The 17,687-nt window shown below is 47.1% G+C and carries 13 protein-coding genes; 9 read left to right on the forward strand and 4 right to left on the reverse strand.

Annotation, left to right across the window (positions count from 1 at the left end):
• Nucleotides 1-190: 190 nt before the first annotated feature.
• Nucleotides 191-757, reverse strand: coding sequence for a C40 family peptidase (locus LQ567_RS08245; protein WP_231004024.1), 567 nt, complete (start codon nt 755-757; stop codon nt 191-193).
• A gap of 597 nt (nt 758-1,354) precedes the next feature.
• On the opposite strand from LQ567_RS08245, the gene dnaE reads away from it, so the two are divergent.
• Nucleotides 1,355-5,026 carry a DNA polymerase III subunit alpha gene (gene dnaE / locus LQ567_RS08250; RefSeq protein ID WP_231004025.1) on the forward strand — a complete coding sequence of 1,224 codons (3,672 nt, stop codon included), beginning with the start codon at nt 1,355-1,357 and terminating at the stop codon, nt 5,024-5,026.
• Nucleotides 5,027-5,217: 191 nt separating this feature from the next.
• Here the strand turns inward: dnaE and LQ567_RS08255 are convergent, their stop codons facing one another.
• Both LQ567_RS08255 and uvrA read right to left on the reverse strand, forming a co-directional pair.
• Nucleotides 5,218-5,535, reverse strand: coding sequence for a GIY-YIG nuclease family protein (locus LQ567_RS08255; RefSeq protein WP_231004026.1), 318 nt, complete (start codon nt 5,533-5,535; stop codon nt 5,218-5,220).
• A 184-nt stretch (nt 5,536-5,719) separates the two neighbouring features.
• Entirely contained in the window at nt 5,720-8,554 is a 2,835-nt protein-coding gene (gene uvrA, locus LQ567_RS08260; protein ID WP_231004027.1) for an excinuclease ABC subunit UvrA, read from the reverse strand.
• Nucleotides 8,555-8,895: 341 nt separating this feature from the next.
• Between uvrA and LQ567_RS08265 the strand changes: the two genes are divergently transcribed.
• The 6 genes from LQ567_RS08265 (at nt 8,896) to LQ567_RS08290 (ending at nt 14,266) form a co-directional block, all read left to right on the forward strand.
• Nucleotides 8,896-9,594 carry a hypothetical protein gene (locus LQ567_RS08265; RefSeq protein WP_231004028.1) on the forward strand — a complete coding sequence of 233 codons (699 nt, stop codon included), beginning with the start codon at nt 8,896-8,898 and terminating at the stop codon, nt 9,592-9,594.
• 150 nt (nt 9,595-9,744) lie between these two features.
• Nucleotides 9,745-10,419: an OmpA family protein gene (locus LQ567_RS08270; protein ID WP_231004029.1), complete on the forward strand. Its 675-nt coding sequence runs from the start codon at nt 9,745-9,747 to the stop codon at nt 10,417-10,419.
• A gap of 39 nt (nt 10,420-10,458) precedes the next feature.
• Entirely contained in the window at nt 10,459-11,160 is a 702-nt protein-coding gene (locus LQ567_RS08275) for a porin family protein (RefSeq protein ID WP_231004030.1), read from the forward strand.
• Between the two features lie 281 nt (nt 11,161-11,441).
• Nucleotides 11,442-12,143, forward strand: a complete 702-nt coding sequence (locus LQ567_RS08280) for an outer membrane beta-barrel protein (protein ID WP_231004031.1) — start codon at nt 11,442-11,444, stop codon at nt 12,141-12,143.
• 883 nt (nt 12,144-13,026) lie between these two features.
• The gene (locus LQ567_RS08285; protein WP_231004032.1) at nt 13,027-13,530 is read left to right on the forward strand and encodes a GNAT family N-acetyltransferase; all 504 of its coding nucleotides are present in this window, start codon (nt 13,027-13,029) and stop codon (nt 13,528-13,530) included.
• Between the two features lie 37 nt (nt 13,531-13,567).
• A complete protein-coding gene (locus LQ567_RS08290) occupies nt 13,568-14,266 on the forward strand; it encodes a hypothetical protein (RefSeq protein ID WP_231004033.1) in 699 nt (232 codons plus the stop codon).
• A gap of 174 nt (nt 14,267-14,440) precedes the next feature.
• Here the strand turns inward: LQ567_RS08290 and LQ567_RS08295 are convergent, their stop codons facing one another.
• Nucleotides 14,441-14,956, reverse strand: a complete 516-nt coding sequence (locus LQ567_RS08295; protein WP_231004034.1) for a GNAT family N-acetyltransferase — start codon at nt 14,954-14,956, stop codon at nt 14,441-14,443.
• A 426-nt stretch (nt 14,957-15,382) separates the two neighbouring features.
• On the opposite strand from LQ567_RS08295, the gene leuC reads away from it, so the two are divergent.
• On the forward strand, nt 15,383-16,789 hold the full coding sequence (gene leuC / locus LQ567_RS08300) for a 3-isopropylmalate dehydratase large subunit (protein WP_231004035.1): 1,407 nt from the start codon (nt 15,383-15,385) through the stop codon (nt 16,787-16,789).
• A 202-nt stretch (nt 16,790-16,991) separates the two neighbouring features.
• Complete coding sequence (gene leuD / locus LQ567_RS08305) at nt 16,992-17,588, forward strand: 3-isopropylmalate dehydratase small subunit (protein WP_231004036.1); 597 nt, start codon at nt 16,992-16,994, stop codon at nt 17,586-17,588.
• Nucleotides 17,589-17,687: the final 99 nt, after the last annotated feature.

Genomic DNA, 17,687 nt, shown 5'->3' on the forward strand with positions numbered 1-17,687 from the left:
GATCGGGGAGTTAACAACTGTACCAAGTATGAAACCGGATCCATTGTTAAACCTTAAACTTATTCTCAGTTGCCGCCCATTAGCTTACAAGACCGATTCCATCTTTAGATCCTAAACAATATCCCATGTCGCTATAAAAACAAAAAAGCGCTCCTTTTCAGAAGCGCTTTCCTTGCTAATAAAAAAATCATTAATTGCTTACCCCGGAAGATCCGCTGCTATTGCGAACCAGGTATTCTTCAGATGTAGCTTCTATACGGCCTGCGCCGATAAAACGTGAAAGATAATACGTTTCGTAAAGGTCGCTAATGGTAACCCCTTTACTGGTAGATGCATGTACAAATTTGTTGTTCCCCAGGTACATGCCCACATGAGAAACTCCGCCGGTTGTATTAAAAAACACCAGATCGCCTTCTTTCAGCTCCGTGCTTGAGATCTTGCGGGCACGGCCATATTGCTCACGGGCGGTACGGGGAAGTTCGATACCAAAAGCGCCCCGGTACATTTCGCGGGTAAATGCGCTGCAGTCGATCCCGTATTTGGTGGTACCACCATATTGGTAGCGGGTACCATACCAGTCGTCCATTGTTTCCAACAGATCGTTATTGCCAATAGTATTGGGCAGCACATTCAAAATCAGTGCATATTTTTTCTGCAATTCGCTGGCCGGGGCTGTACGTGGTACCAGGATGGCTGCATGCACCGCCTTTACATCCCGCACCCCACTGGAGGCAATGTTCTGTTCGATGCGTTGCATCCGCGTATCGGTTTTCGAGTTCCTCGGAGAAATGGTCACCTGCTCCATATAAGCGTTCGCAGCAGGACCGGGCTTTTGAGTGGGTTGCAGCTCAGATTTCGGATTGCTTTTATTTGATGAGGCAAAAAATTTAGAGGCGGTTGAGCAGCTAGTCATCAGCACCATCAAGCTAAATCCCGTCAATATATGTCTCAAAATAATAAAATGTTTAATTGTTTACCAATTATCAGCATTCAAATCCAAACCATGCTGAAATGCCAATTTTCAAATATCTATAAACGTTGATCCAGATCATTTATTGCCCTTTCTTAAAATATTTTTAAATTTTATTCACAAATAACTGATAATCAATGGTAAAAAATATAGTATAGTTGCCTGTAGATAAATGGAACAGTGCAGCTGACCTTTTAAACCCTCGCCCTGCTTTCATTGTTTTCATTTTGCAGATGTGCATAAAAAGATCGCTGTTTTTACCGTTTTTATAGGACTTTAGCAACCGGAAAAAACCGGGCGCAACAGGCCGGCAAAAAACACCTGTAAGCACTCAAAAAATTGATAAGAAATTGACCTTCAAAGGTTAACTACGAAATAAACAACATGAAATTTTCGCATCTACACGTTCACACCCAATATTCCTTGCTGGATGGCGCCGCGCCGATCGGTTCTTTATATAAAAAAGCCATTGCCGACGGGATGCCGGCCCTCGCCATCAGCGATCACGGAAATATGTACGGAGCCTTCCAGTTTGTGGCGGAGGCCTATAAACATTTGGATGAAAACGGCAAACCGAAGGTAAAACCGGTAGTGGGTTGCGAATTTTACCTCGTGGAGAACCGCCACGAAAAAACCTTCACCAAGGAAAAAAAAGATAAACGGTATCACCAGATCCTGCTGGCAAAAAATGAGCAGGGGTACCGCAACCTGACCAAACTAACCTCGCTGGGCTTTATTGAAGGGCTGTATGGTAAATATCCCCGTATCGACAAAGAGCTGATCCTTAAGTACCATGAAGGATTGATTGCTACCACCTGCTGCCTGGGAGCTTCTGTGCCGCAGGCTATTTTGCGTAAAGGGGAAGCCGAGGCAGAGGCTGAATTTAAATGGTGGCTGGATCTTTTCGGAGAAGATTTTTATGTAGAACTGCAGCGCCACGGCATCGGCGACCAGGATAAGGTGAACGAAGTACTGATCCGGTTTGCGGTAAAATACAAAGTGCCCATTATTGCCAGCAATGATTCGCATTATGTGGAACAGGACGATTTTAACGCGCACGACATCCTGCTTTGCATCAATACCGGTGAAAAGCAGTCAACACCTGCCTTTCGCGGTGATTTTGCAGACGATGACGTAAACATGAAGAACATGCGTTTTGCGTTTGCCAATGACCAGTTCTATTTTAAGAATACGGAAGAAATGAGTAAACTGTTTCACGATCTTCCCGAGGCCATTGACAATACCAACGCCATTGTTGATAAAATTGAATTGCTGGACCTCAAACGCAGTATCCTGCTTCCCAACTTCCCGATACCGGACGGTTTTAAACGGCATACCGAAGATGAGAAAACGGATAAAGGAGTGGTTTCGGCCGATTCACTCAACCAGTGGGAATACCTCCGGCACCTGACTTACGAGGGTGCGCAGCAACGATATGGCGTTATGCCCGATAGTACCAAGGAACGGATCGATTTTGAGTTGTTCACCATTAAAACCATGGGATTTGCCGGGTACTTCCTTATTGTAAGTGATTTTATCAAGGCCGGCCGCGACAGTGGTGTATTTATCGGGCCGGGCCGGGGTTCTGCCGCCGGATCGGTGGTAGCCTATTGCATCGGTATCACCAATATCGATCCCATCAAATACAATCTCCTGTTTGAGCGTTTCCTGAACCCTGACCGTAAATCGATGCCGGATATCGATACCGATTTTGATGATGAAGGACGCCAGCGGGTGATCGACTATGTGGTACAGAAATACGGGAAGAACCAGGTAGCACAGATCATTACCTATGGTACCATGGCCGCGAAAATGAGTATCAAGGACGTGGCGCGGGTAATGGACCTGCCGCTGGCCGACTCCAACGCGCTGGCAAAACTGGTTCCGGAAAAACCGGGTATCTCATTAAAACGCGTATTACACGCGCCGCTTTCCCCAAAGGCCGGTGAAAAAACGCTGATCGAAAAAGAGGGACTGGGTGCCGATGATATTGAAAACGTAAAACGGATCCGCGATGTGTACAACGGGAACGACCTTCAGGCCAAGGTACTGCATGAAGCCGAGATCCTGGAAGGATCCGTACGCAATACCGGTATTCACGCTGCAGGGATCATCATTGCCCCCAAAGACCTTACAGAACTGATTCCGGTAAGTACCGCCAGGGACTCCGATCTTTGGGTTACCCAAATTGAGGGCAGTGTAATTGAAGAAGCAGGCGTTATTAAAATGGACTTCCTGGGTTTAAAAACCCTTACCATCATCAAGGACGCGCTGAAGCTGATCAAGCAGAACTATGATCTGGATATTGTGATTGACGATATCCCGTTGGATGATGAAAAAACCTATGAACTCTACCAGAAAGGAGAAACCAATGCCACGTTCCAGTTTGAAAGTGCGGGGATGCAAAAATACCTGCGGGAGCTGAAGCCCGACCGTTTCGACGATCTGATTGCCATGAACGCCCTGTACCGGCCGGGACCATTGGCGTATATCCCAGATTATATTGAGCGGAAACACGGCCGCCAGGAGGTGGTCTTTGACCTTCCGGAAATGGAAGACGATCTGAAGGACACTTATGGAATTACCGTGTACCAGGAGCAGGTGATGCTGCTGAGCCAGAAGCTGGCCGGCTTTAGTAAGGGGGATGCGGACGTACTGCGGAAGGCGATGGGTAAAAAGCAAAAAGCGGTTCTTGACAAAATGAAAAAGCAGTTTGTGGAAGGTGCCTCGCAAAAAGGGCATCCCGCAGATAAGCTGGACAAGATCTGGACCGACTGGGAGGCATTTGCACAATACGCGTTCAATAAGTCGCACGCCACCTGCTATGCCTTTGTGGCCTATCAAACCGCTTACCTGAAGGCCCACTACCCCAGCGAATACATGGCCGGCGTATTGAATAACGCCGGTTCCCTGGAAAAGATCACCTTCTTTATGGAAGAGTGTAAACGGATGGGATTGCCGGTATTGGGTCCGGATATCAATGAATCACAAAAAGGATTTGCCGTAAACAAAAAGGGTGAGATCCGCTTCGGGCTCGGCGGCTTAAAGGGCGTGGGTGAAGCTGCCGTTGAAAGCCTGATCCAGGAGCGGGATGAAAATGGCGCTTATGCGTCCATCTTCGATATGATTAAACGGGTAAACCAACGTACCGTAAACAAAAAAACCCTGGAAAGCCTGGCATATGCGGGAGCCTTTGATTGTTTTACAGACCTGCACCGTGCCCAGTATTTTCATGTACCGGTGGGAGATACCACCAACGGTCTTGAAAAAATTGTAAAATATGGACAGATCTGCCAGACCCAGTCGCAGACAACCACCAATACCCTTTTTGGCGACCTGGCAGAGGTGATGGAAGTACAGTTGCCAAAGATTCCCGAATGTACCCCTTGGCCGCTGGTAGTACAGCTCGATCATGAAAAGCTGGTAACGGGGATCTTTATCAGCGGGCATCCGCTGGATGATTACCGTTTTGAAATGGAGCATTACGGCATTACCAAGATCTCCTATATCAACGAGTACAAAAACCAGGAAAAAGAAAAAGTGAGTTCCGCAGCTACTTTTAAAATTATGGGACTGGTGTCTGATGCGCAACACCGGGTTTCCCGTACCGGGAACAAATTCGGGAGTTTTATCGTTGAAGATTACAGCGGAAAGCTGGATATGGTACTGTTTTCTGAAGATTATATGAAGTATTCCCCCATGCTGCAGCTGGGTGCAACCGTATACCTTACCGGCTTTTTTAAACAGCGCTTTAACGGCGATTTTGATTTTAAGATCACCTCCATCTGCCTCGCTGAAAGTGTGATAAAGAACCAGACCAAAAACCTCAAGATCGAATTGCCGGTTGAAGAGATCACAAAAGAAACGGTAGAGTTCATTCACTCCAACCTGAAAGCGCATAAAGGCCCCAGCACACTCAAACTGTCGATTAAGGACGCCGCCGAAGATGTTACGGTAGACCTGTTAACCCGCGGAAAAGGATTTGAAATGAACAATGAACTGATCGAATATCTTTCAAAGCAGGCCAACTGGAATATAGCGGTGGAATTGAATTAACATTTGTCTATTTCCTGTCGTTTCGAGCTTTCCGGGAAACCGCTGCGGGATCCAGGTAAGATATCGTCCGACTCGACGATTACATAAGAATCGCTCCGCTGCGGCAGGGGTGAAAGGATCTTTCATTTCCGCAACAAAACACCCGTCGTTTCGAGCTTGCCGAGAAACCTTTACGGATCATGCTTCAACCGTTAATACAAAAGGCTATAAATCTCCTCATATACTTCCTCATTCAAAAAGCGCCATTCTGGATTCTTCACTTTTACCAGCGCTATTTTCTTTGTTCTTGACCATCGCTTTAATTGTTTCTCTCGTTCAATAGCCGCAATGATGGAATCGAACCACTCGTAATAAACAAGACAGGTAACGTTGTACTGATCGGTAAAACTATTTTGATTTTCGTGATGCGCATGCTCCCATAACCTGGCCCGCAGATTGGAGGTGACACCGATGTACAAAACCGTTTTTAGCTTATTGGTCAAAACATAAATGAATCCTCCTTTTTTCATAGGTCATTTTTGGTGTACAACCTTTCAGGTGCATTAAAGACAAGAAACATTCAGCCTCGTTTCGAGCTCAGTCGGAACCCTTTATGGAAATATCGCTAAACAAATCCCCGCACGCTCCTGAACATTATAAGACCGTAAAGACCTCTCCGCTGCGGTCGAGGTGACGGTGGTATTTTCACTCCGCTCACAACTCCCCTTTCAGATACTGCCCCGTGTAACTTTCCTTACACTTTACCAACCCTTCCGGCGTTCCCTCAAAAAGGATGCGTCCGCCGCCATCGCCGCCTTCCGGTCCCAGGTCAATAATATGATCGGCCACTTTGATCACATCCATATTGTGTTCAATTACCAGCACCGTATTCCCCTTGTCTACCAGTTTATTCAATACCTGCAGCAGATGTTTAATGTCTTCAAAATGCAAACCGGTGGTCGGCTCATCCAGAATATAAAAGGTTTTTCCCGTGTCCTTTTTACTCAGCTCCGTGCTTAGCTTCACCCGCTGGGCCTCGCCCCCGCTAAGGGTTACCGCACTTTGTCCGAGCGTAATATAACCCAGCCCTACATCCTGCAGGGTTTTTATCTTCCGGTAAATAGAAGGCACGGCCTGAAAAAATTCAACGGCATCATCTACCGTCATATCCAGCACATCCGAAATCGACTTTCCTTTATAGCGGATCTCCAGTGTTTCCCGGTTATAGCGTTTGCCATTGCATTTTTCACAGGGTACATATACATCCGGAAGAAAGTTCATTTCAATCACCCGCATGCCTCCGCCTTCACACACATCACAGCGGCCGGTTTTTACATTGAATGAAAAACGCCCGGCATTATAGCCCCGGATCTTGGCCTCCGGAACAGCCGCAAACAGCGTACGGATATCCGTAAAGAATCCGCAATAAGTAGCCGGGTTGCTCCGTGGCGTACGGCCGATAGGCGATTGATCAATTTCCACTACCTTATCAATATGCTCCAGTCCTTTTACCGATTTATAGGCCATGGGCGCCTTTTTGGAATGATAGGCGTGTTGCGATAAAATGGGGTACAGGGTTTCGTTGATCAGGGTCGATTTCCCGCTGCCGCTGACCCCGGTTACCACAATCAGTTTACCCAGCGGAAACTGCACGCTTACATTTTTTAAGTTATTGCCGGTGGCGCCTTTCAGCTCCAGCGTTTTTCCGTTACCTGGTCTGCGTTCCAGCGGCGTTTCTATTTTCAGATGTCCGTTCAGATACCCCGCTGTGATCGTATCCAGTTTCAGGATCTCCTTGGGGGAGCCCTTTGCCACCACACGTCCGCCATGATAGCCGGCCTTGGGACCGATATCGATCAGGTAATCGGCTGCCAGCATAATATCTTTATCATGTTCCACTACCAGCACACTGTTACCAATATCCCGCAGGTTTTGCAGAGAGGTGATCAGGCGGTGATTATCCCGCTGGTGCAGTCCTATCGACGGCTCATCCAGGATATACGTGATCCCCTGCAATTGCGAGCCGATCTGCGTGGCCAGCCGGATCCGCTGCGATTCACCGCCGCTCAGCGTACGGGACGGGCGGTAAAGCGTCAGGTAGGTTAGCCCTACATCCAGCAGGAATTGGAGGCGTTCCCGGATCTCTTTTAAAATATCCTTGGCGATCGCATTTTGTTTTTTAGACAGGCGGGATTCGATCCCCTTCAGCCATATCCCCAGTTTATCCAGGTTCAGGTTACTCAGTTCTGCAATATTCTTTTCATCTACCCGGAACCAAAGGCTCTCCTTTTTCAGGCGGTCGCCATTACAGGATGGGCAGGATTTCAACATCATAAATTGCTCCACCCATTCCCGCAGCCATTCGGAGGTTTGACTGGAAAAGAACCAGCGCTTCAGCATGGGAATAATTCCTTCATAGCTGCCGGTGTAAATATCCGGGATCGACTCATCGGAGCCATCGAGGTCCAGTGCCTGGTCGGCACCTCCATCGCCGTATAATAACAATTCCAGCTGACCGGCGGGCAAGGATTCCACCGGCTTGTTCATATTGATCTTGTGTTTTTTGGCAAAAGCCACAACCTGCTGAAACACGCTTGCATTACGCTCTTCACCCAGGGGGGCGATACCGCCTTCGCTGATGCTGAGTTTGCGATCGGGCAATACCGATTCCATATCGATCGCATAGGCCGTTCCAATGCCTTTGCAATACGGGCAGGCTCCATACGGTGAATTAAACGAAAAGGAGTTGGGAGAAGGTTCTTCATAACTGATACCGGTATCTTCACACATCAGTTGTTTGCTATACTGCACCGGCTGGTCCGTTTGATCTACCAATAAAAACATCAGTTCTTTGCCCAGCTTCAGTGTAGCCTGTACACTCTGGCTCAGGCGGGCTTTGGAAGCCGCATTTACTTCCAGGCGGTCCACTACAATTTCAATATCATGGATCTTGTAACGGTCTACCTGCATTTTCGGCACCAGGTCCTTTATCTCCCCGTCTACCCTTACTTTCAGGTACCCCTTCTTCCGGATATCTTCAAACAGTTCGCGGTAATGCCCCTTACGGCCACGCACTACAGGTGCCAGCAGGTTGATCTTTTGATCACGGAACCTTTTAAAAATATTTTCAACGATTTCTTCTTCACTCCACTTCACCATTTTCTTTCCGGTATTATACGAATAGGCTTCGCCGATGCGGGCAAAAAGTAACCGGAAAAAATCATATACCTCCGTAATCGTTCCCACGGTTGAACGGGGGTTTTTATTGGTGGTTTTCTGTTCAATAGAGATCACGGGAGACAGACCGGTGATCTTATCCACATCCGGCCGTTCCATATCGCCAATAAACTGGCGGGCATAGGCGCCGAATGTTTCCATATAACGACGCTGCCCTTCCGAATAAATGGTGTCAAATGCCAGGGAAGATTTGCCGCTGCCGCTGATGCCGGTAATAACCACCAGCTCATTTTTCGGAATCGAAATATCAATATTCTTCAAATTGTGTACCCTTGCGCCGGATACGTCAATTACTTCATTTTCAGCTTTCAATTGTATATGAATTTGGAATGACGGTAAAAAACAAGGCACAAACCTACATAAATTTTCTTTCCCAATCTGCGAAAGGATCCGAAATCGGCAGGGAGTTTTTTTTGCCGTAAAATTTCAACCAGTTACATATCCCTCCACTCCCTTTTCCCGGCTCCGGGAGCCGGCGCCTTGTGCTTTTTTATGCTGGCAATCTTCATTTCCAGCTCCGGACCCGTTCAGAATCAGCTGCGCAAGTCATAAGCAAAAATTAAAATATATATTTTTCAGGCCAAACGCCCGGTTTGGCATAATAATTTCAGTGGTTAGGATAATTTGAAATCATTCTTAAATAAAACGTATTTATGAAAAAAAGGTCGTTTCTTACATTCTTCTTAGCAATAGCCATCGCTATGGCAACGATTGCTCAAACAAGCACTACTCCAGAAGTTCCCCGAAACTATAAACCACAACCCAAGGAATTATTACCGATGCCGGACTCGATGACGGAGAACGAAATCTTCCCGGTATTGGGCAGCTTTGATTTAACCGATAAAAAAGGCACATCATCGCATGTAACCATTACAAGAGACGGGGAGAACAAAGGAATTGTTTGGGTAAGCGGATTGCCTCAGGGAAAATTTAAGGCCCTGATAAAGGATGCTCCTGCAACGTACAAGATCCCTGCTCAAAAAACCCTGGCCAATGATGAAGAGGCCGTGGAAGCAACCGGGGATGATGCTACCGCCACTAAAACGAAAAGTAAAGTGGTAAATGGTCGTGCCATTCAGGAAGGTACCCTCATTTTTGACAAGGACGCCAATACCCTGTATGTAAACATCGGTAATAAATACAACGAGGAACAACCGGCGACTGTATTTCCTGAAATGACCGTAGCTGCGGATTCTGCAGCCGTAGCCAGCGAGGCAGACATGACGGATGATACCGCTAAAAAACCCAAAAAGACCACCACAAAAAAACCGGTGATCAAGGGTATTACCTATACCGGTACGAAAACGGATGCACCGGCAGCCGCTGTTGAAGCCGCACCTGCCCAGAATTAATCCGGATCAATAAAAATGTTAAAATCAGCGGGTTGCCTGTGTTCAGGCAACCCTTTTTTATAAAAACAGGTCTTTATTTCCAAACTGCCAAATTTTCAAAATCTGTTTTGGCATATTATTTGGCAAGACTTGAATATCAAAAGAAAAAACATGAAACAACTGAGAAATTTATCGTTGGGAATCGCGTTAACCGGCTTAACCCTTGCAGGTTGCGATTCTATGAACCGGACTCAAAAAGGGGCCATTATTGGAACCGGAGGAGGCGCTGCTATGGGAGCTGTAATTGGTAAAGCCGCAGGCAATGCCGGACTTGGAGCCATCATCGGAGCCACTGTAGGTGGTGTAACCGGCGCTATTATTGGTAAAAAAATGGACAAACAGGCAGAGGAAATCAAACAACAGGTACCTGGAGCCAAGGTAGAACGTGTAGGTGAAGGTATCACGGTGGAGTTTAACAGTGCTGTATTGTTTGGCTTCGATCAGTCGTCTCTTTCAACTGCTGCCCAGGGCACATTGAATGACCTGATCACCATCCTGAATAAATATCCTGATACCGACCTGGAGATCCAGGGGCATACCGACAATACCGGTACGGCAAAATACAACCAGGCCTTATCTGAAAGAAGAGCTTCCAGTGTAGCCAATTACCTGGGTTCGCACAACATTTCTCTGGAACGTATGACCACCAAAGGTTACGGCTTTAGCGTACCCAAATACTCCAATGACACACCTGATGGCCGGGCGCAGAACCGCCGCGTAGAATTTGTGATCTCTGCCAATGATAAGATGAAGGCAGATGCCGCAACAGAGGCCAAGAAAGGATAAGAAGAACAGCAGAAACATTGATCATTAAACCTATATTTTATGAAAAAGAAGAATCAGTTATTAAAAGCGTTTATGGTGGCTGCCGCAGTAAGCATATCAGGTGCGGCCATGTCACAGGTAGAGATTGGTATTCGTGCAGGCGCAAACTTTTCAAATGCAACCATTAAAGATGCCAATGACAACAAAGTTGATACCAAGCTGAATCCGGGCTGGCATGCTGGGGTTACTTTCGATATTCCGGTAGCCGATGAGTTTTACGTACAGCCAGGCGCTTTGTTCAGTACCAAAGGTTTCAAAACAGATAACAGTTACTTTGGTGGCAATGCAAACATCAACGGAAAAGCATCAGCATCTTATATTGAAGTACCTGTAAACTTTCTTTACAAACCTGAACTGGGATCCGGTAAATTATTACTGGGTGCAGGTCCTTATGTAGCCTACGGTGTTGGTGGAAAATGGGACGCAAAAGCTTCAGGCGGCAATGCATCTATTAGCAGCGATGGATCTTTAGAATTTAAAGGTGATTCAAAAGACGCTTCAGGCGGAGACAAATTAGTTTATGGTAAACCATTTGACGCTGGTGCCAACCTGCTCTTTGGTTATGAATTTGCCAACAAGCTGTCCTTTCAGCTGAACGGTCAGTTAGGCCTGTTGAATATCGAGCCTAAAAATGATGGCAAAAAACCAGACGCAAAAATGAAAAATACCGGATTTGGAATTTCCGTTGGATATAAATTCTAAAATATATTCATTCCGAACTCATGAAACAGACAGCCACCCTACGGGGTGGCTTTTTTGTATACAAAGCAGTACCGTTACTTCAGCAATTTTAAAACCACCGGGACGCGTTCATTATTGAGCAACGCCGCTGAACATCGCACCCTTATTCTGTTTTGTAAAATCATGGTGAAAAGCGGCTTTTAATTTTAACCAAATTTTGCATTGGAATATGAAGGCACCTAAAAAAAACGGCCTAACTTAACATTATTAAACAACCCATTTTATCGAAACCATTTCTGCTTATGAAGCATAAAAAACAACGGCTTTGCTTACTGGTTTACGGCGCCCTTTGCTTATCCGTTTTAAATACAAAGGCGCAGACCGTAGTAAGTTTGAACGCAGGATTTAATGCATCAAAAGTAGCCTGGAAGGAAACCCGCAACGGTGCGGCCGTTAAAAATAAATTCAACCCGGGATATCAGTTGGGTGTTCTTGCAAACATCCCCATAGCATTGAACCGGCGCCCTATTACCCTTCAAACCGGTCTTCAATTCAGCACAAAAGGATACCGGGAGGAGTACGATGAAGGCAGCCGCGATGGTATTTTATGTGTTACCCCCTGGTATGCAGAATTGCCCCTGAACATTCTTTATTATCTACCCGGCGATATTGAGCGCTTTTTCATTGGAGCGGGTGGTTATATTGCCTATGGCCTCGGCGGCCGGTGGACGCTAAAGTATAATACCTCCTGGGGATGGGATACCGGCTCCATCGAATATACCGATATCAGCAAGCAGGACCCGGATGACGATAAATTCAACTATGGCCGCAGAGCAGACCTGGGCGTGAACCTGCTGGCCGGTATGAATATCGGATCTTCGGTATACCTGCAACTAAACGGTCAATTCGGGTTACGTAATATCGCTCCGCTGGAAAACAATAAAGTGACCAGCGAAGAATTCAGAAACATGGGAATCAGTCTTGCGGTCGGTTATCATCTTTGATCAAAGGCCGTTGCTACCACAAAACACAAATCGAAAAGTGCAGCTAAGCAACTTCTAACCGCTGCGCCGCCGCTACGTCGTACCGCCGCGTGAAACAAAAGAAGCATTGAGTCCGCATGGAATGCACCGGATCACCAGGAACTTCGGAACGCTACACACTGTGTCATTATTGAAAAAAGACCGTTGCTATCACAAAAACACAAAGCCGCAAACTGTAGCCAGAAACGCTGCGCCCCTGCTCCGCCGCATCGCTGCGTGAAACAAAAGGAGCAATGAATCCGCAAGGGACGCACCGGATCGCTAAGAACTTCAGAACCGCTGCACATGGTATCGTTATTGAAAAAAGGCCATTGCTATCACAAAAACACAAAGTCGCAAACTGTAGCCTGAAGCTTCCAACCGCCGCGCCACAGCTTCGCCATATCGCTGCGTGAAACAAGAGGAGCAATAAAACCGCAAGGAACGCAATGCATCGCTAAGAACTTCGGAACCGCTGCACACGGTATCCTTATTGAAAAAGGCCGTTGCTGCCACAAAACACAAAGCCGCAAACTGTAGCCAGAAGCGCTGCGCCGCTGCGCCCCTGCTCCGCCGCATCGCTGCGTGAAACAAAAGGAGCATTGAGTCCGCATGGAATGCACCGGATCACCAGGAACTTCGAAACCGCTACACACTGTGTCATTATTGAAAAAAGACCGTTGCTATCACAAAAACACAAAGCCGCAAACTGTAGCCAGAAACGCTGCGCCCCTGCTCCGCCGCATCGCCGCGTGAAACAAACAAAAATGGATCTGCAAGAACAGTCTGTTCGTAAACACCACCGTTCTCCCCGGGCCCGCGCTGATCGAACAATTCCACAATCGCTATTTCCTATCTTTGAAAAATGACGCAACAGGAAACAACCACCGTAAGAAAGGCAACCCACGCCGAAGTGTCCATTATTCATCAACTGGCACTGGAGATCTGGCCCAAAGCCTTTGAGCAGATCCTCAACAAAGAACAAATGGATTATATGTTGCAAATGATGTATGCCCCCGCTGTTCTGGAAAAGGAAATGGAACGGGGTGTTGCATTCTATATCCTGCGGCATAATGGAACAGATATGGGATATACCGCCATCGAACAAAAAGGGCCCGGTGCCTGGAAACTCCATAAAATCTACCTGTCGCAAAAACTGCATGGAAAAGGGATCGGTAAATTCCAGTTAAAAAGTATGGAGGATATTGTAAGCGGATACGGCGCACAGGAATTATGGCTGAATGTAAACCGCCAGAATAAGGCCGTCGGTTTTTATCAAAGCCAGGGGTACGAGATCCAAAAAACCGAAGATATTGATATTGGCAACGGTTATTTTATGAACGATTACCAGATGCGGAAAAAACTGTAGTAGTACAGGATGACCCCTATAGACAGGGTACGCAACAATGGATGACGTTTTAACACGCAGCGGCTTCCTGTTCCGGCACCTTGCAGCATGGAGCGAACATGCTCGTTTTTTTATCAACGCACATTTTTTAACCAACATGGACGTAGAAGCCAAACTAAGAACCGCCGGAGCCCTGGTACTCGTGATCCTGGCCTACGCAATTATAAAGCAGGCCACAGTAACCAATGACGACAAAACCTATATGCAGATAAACAATCTTCATTTGGCAACAGACGCTTCCTATACCCCGGCCACCCAGCAAACAGAGCCCGCAATTAGGTTGAAGTTTATCGAAAGCCCCCGCACCTTCAGGGTGATTTCCTTACAACTAAAATGCATCAATCCCCGGACAATCACCAATCATTTTAAAAAAGGAACCGTCGCATCCATTACCATAGAAGCATCCGACTACAAAATATTCAGAGATGCTCAATGGTACGATTACGAGTCCTGGCTTTATGGTTTATCTAAAGACCGGGTTCAGTTTTTACCCAGTTCCTGCCGGCATCGTTTAAAAGTTGAAGCATCCAACCAGTTAATGATCACCTGCCTCACAACCGGCCTTGTAATCATTGGATTCATCGCTTACATATCGCTAAATAAAAACGGAGCTGCCCGCTTGGAGCGTATTCCGTTAGGCCTCCTGCTTGCTGCTGTTTTCTTCATCACATTATTCTCAACGGGCTTTTTCTCATAAAGCACAGGAACCATGGCGGAATGTCCCCCCAGAATAAAGCAGCCGGTTTTTATCAAAGCCAGGGGTACGGGATCCAAAAAACGGAAGATATTGATATTGGCAACGGTTATTTTATGAACGATTACCCGTTGCGGAAGCACGGCACCAGGAATAAGTAATGGGCCGCTCGTTTGTTTATACGTTTTTAATTCCTGCTGCAAGAAGGGATAGATCTTTCCATCCATAGCCGCCATGAAAATCGCCGTTCCCGGCAAAAAGCCGCTCTGCACCCATGCGTTCGTAAAACTTATTAGCCGGAAGATCCGCATCGCCAAACAACAACATTGACCGGATATTGCGTTGTATAAATGCGCGGGCAACGCAGCCGATCAATCGTTTTCCCAACCCCCTGCCCTGGTATTCCCGCAGCAGATATATCTTATTCAGCTCCCCTGCAAACTCAGAATGAGCCGCTTCCTGATAGGCCTGCCCTTTTGCAAACCCGATCAGGCCGCCCGATGCTGTTTCCATGACAAGGCAGAACCAATTGCCCTCCGGTGCCATAAAAACCTGCTCCCACTGCCATACACGCAACGCAATTTCCGGTGCGCCGATGCTCCCGTGTGTTTCTTTGAAAACAGTTACATGTAATGCTGCTATCGCCGGCACATCGGCAGCTGTTGCTAACCTGGTGGTAAAAACGGTCTCCATATTATATCCATTTACTATATTTAAACCGGGCAGATGTCTGGTACAAAATTATGAGAAACCCGATACGGTTCCGGAAAAACCGGTTCCGATAGCGCGGAATCGACCGGAGCCTCCGATCAAATTCCAAAGCTATCTACGCTTCCCAATGCCGGTTCTTCAAAATTCAAAAATCCTGTACCTGCGGTATCCGCTGCGCCATGAACGACATGCAAAACAATAATTATCAGCAACTTAAACTAACTCACCCGGTTACAGCACATGCTCCTCAACATCCCCCAAACCGGTTCTATTTTACATTTTCCAAAAATTCAAACAAGCGTCGCTGTTTTATAAATAGACCCCTGGTACAGTGTCTTTCCATTAAAAATTTGTCTAATTTTACAGGCACTCAATTGGATATATTTAAATAACAATTCAAGTTTTATAATGAGCAACGCGACTACTTTGTTTGATAAGGTGTGGGACGCCCACGTGGTACGCCATATTGAAGATGGCCCGGATGTACTGTTTATCGATCGTCATTTTATTCATGAGGTAACCAGTCCGGTGGCCTTCCTCGGTTTGGAACAAAGAGGTATTCCGGTAATCTACCCTCAGCGTACATTCGCCACCGCAGATCACAATACCCCTACCATGAACCAGGATCAGCCGGTGAAAGATCCTTTATCGGCAAACCAGCTGGCAGCGCTCTCCAGCAATGCTATCAAATGGGGCATTTCACTGTGGGCATTGGGAAGTCCCAAGAACGGGATCGTACACGTGGTAGGACCCGAAAACGGTATCACTCAACCGGGAATGACCATTGTTTGCGGAGATTCCCATACCTCTACTCATGGTGCCTTTGGAAGCATCGCATTTGGTATCGGAACCTCAGAAGTAGAAATGGTGCTCTCTTCCCAGTGTATCATGCAGCCAAAGCCCAAGAAAATGCGCATTACGATCAATGGCAAACTGGGCAAAGGCGTGCTGCCAAAAGATGTGGCCCTGTACATGATCGCCCAGATCACGGCCAGCGGTGCCACCGGTTATTTTGTAGAATATGCCGGCGAAGTTTTTGAAAACATGAGCATGGAAGGCCGGATGACCGTTTGTAATATGAGCATCGAAATGGGTGCCCGCGGCGGTATGATTGCTCCGGACCAAACCACATTCGATTATATCAACGGAAGAGACAAAGCACCCAAGGGTGCCGATTGGGATACCGCACTTGCCTACTGGAAAACCCTGAAAACCGATGATGCTGCCGCGTTTGATAAAGAATTGCATTTTGACGCAGCCGATATCGAGCCCCAGATCACTTACGGTACCAATCCCGGCCTGGGCACCGGTATCACCAACCATATACCAAAAGCATCCGAAGTAAAAGACGGAGAAGCCTCTTATAAAAAATCGCTGGCTTATATGAATTTTGCCGAGGGAGAAGCAATACTGGGCAAAAAGATCGATTACGTATTCCTGGGCAGCTGTACCAACGGCCGCATTGAGGACTTCCGCGCCTTTGCCTCCATTGTAAAAGGCAAAAAGAAAGCCGACAATATTACGGCCTGGCTGGTTCCCGGCTCTCATATTGTAGAAGCACAGATCAAAGAAGAAGGCATCCTGGATATTTTAAACGAAGCCGGTTTTGAACTGCGTCAGCCCGGATGTTCTGCCTGCCTGGCCATGAATGAAGATAAGATCCCCGCCGGCAAATACGCGGTAAGCACCAGCAACCGCAACTTCGAAGGCCGTCAGGGTCCCGGTGCCCGCACGCTGCTGGCAAGTCCGTATGTGGCTGCCGCGGTGGCAGTAACCGGTGTGGTAACCGACCCACGCGAGTTGATGGAAGCCTAACCTTGCATGGTGTATGTTGTAATGACCAATCATCCCCAGGATTATGTAGCCGGCACCGGTGCTTCTTTCATCTTTCTTGCGTCGCACACTTGTACCGCAGTACAGATCCGGAAGTTTACACAACATCAGCAAACAAACGTTCCATCCCAACAGCAAAGAGCAGGAACCTGAAACTTTAAACTTCAAATTTTAAACAAATAGAATGGCTTACGATAAATTTACAGTATTAACCTCCACAGCGGTTCCCTTACCCATCGAGAATGTGGATACCGACCAGATCATCCCCGCCCGCTTCCTGAAAGCCACGGAGCGTAAGGGTTTTGGCGATAATCTTTTCCGCGACTGGCGCTATAACAGCGACGATACTCCCAAACAGGATTTCGTTTTAAACAATTCCATCTACTCCGGGAAGATCCTCGTTGGTGGTAAAAACTTCGGCAGCGGCAGCAGCCGCGAGCATGCCGCCTGGGCGATTTACGACTACGGATTCCGCTGCGTGATCTCCAGCTTTTTTGCAGATATCTTTAAAGGTAACTCGCTCAACATCGGGTTGCTGCCCGTAACCGTAAGCGAGGCCTTCCTCGACAAAATATTCCGGGCAATTGAAGCCGATCCCCTTACAGAAATCGAAGTAAACCTTCCTGAGCAAACCGTTACCATCCGGGCTACCGGCGACCAGGAAAGCTTCGATATCAACGGCTACAAAAAGCATAACATGATGAATGGCTTCGATGATATCGACTACCTGCAATCCATGAAACAGGACATCACCGCATTTGCAGATAAAAGCCTGTATTAATCAACCGCCTGTTTAAGGCCCCTTATAAAATCGTGTCATGCTTCGTCTCCCAGAATATGCTTCGGACAGACCCCGCATGACACGATCATTTAGCACACT

It is taken from the genome of Niabella pedocola (assembly GCF_021044425.1).
GTDB classification, from domain to species: Bacteria; Bacteroidota; Bacteroidia; order Chitinophagales; family Chitinophagaceae; genus Niabella; species Niabella pedocola.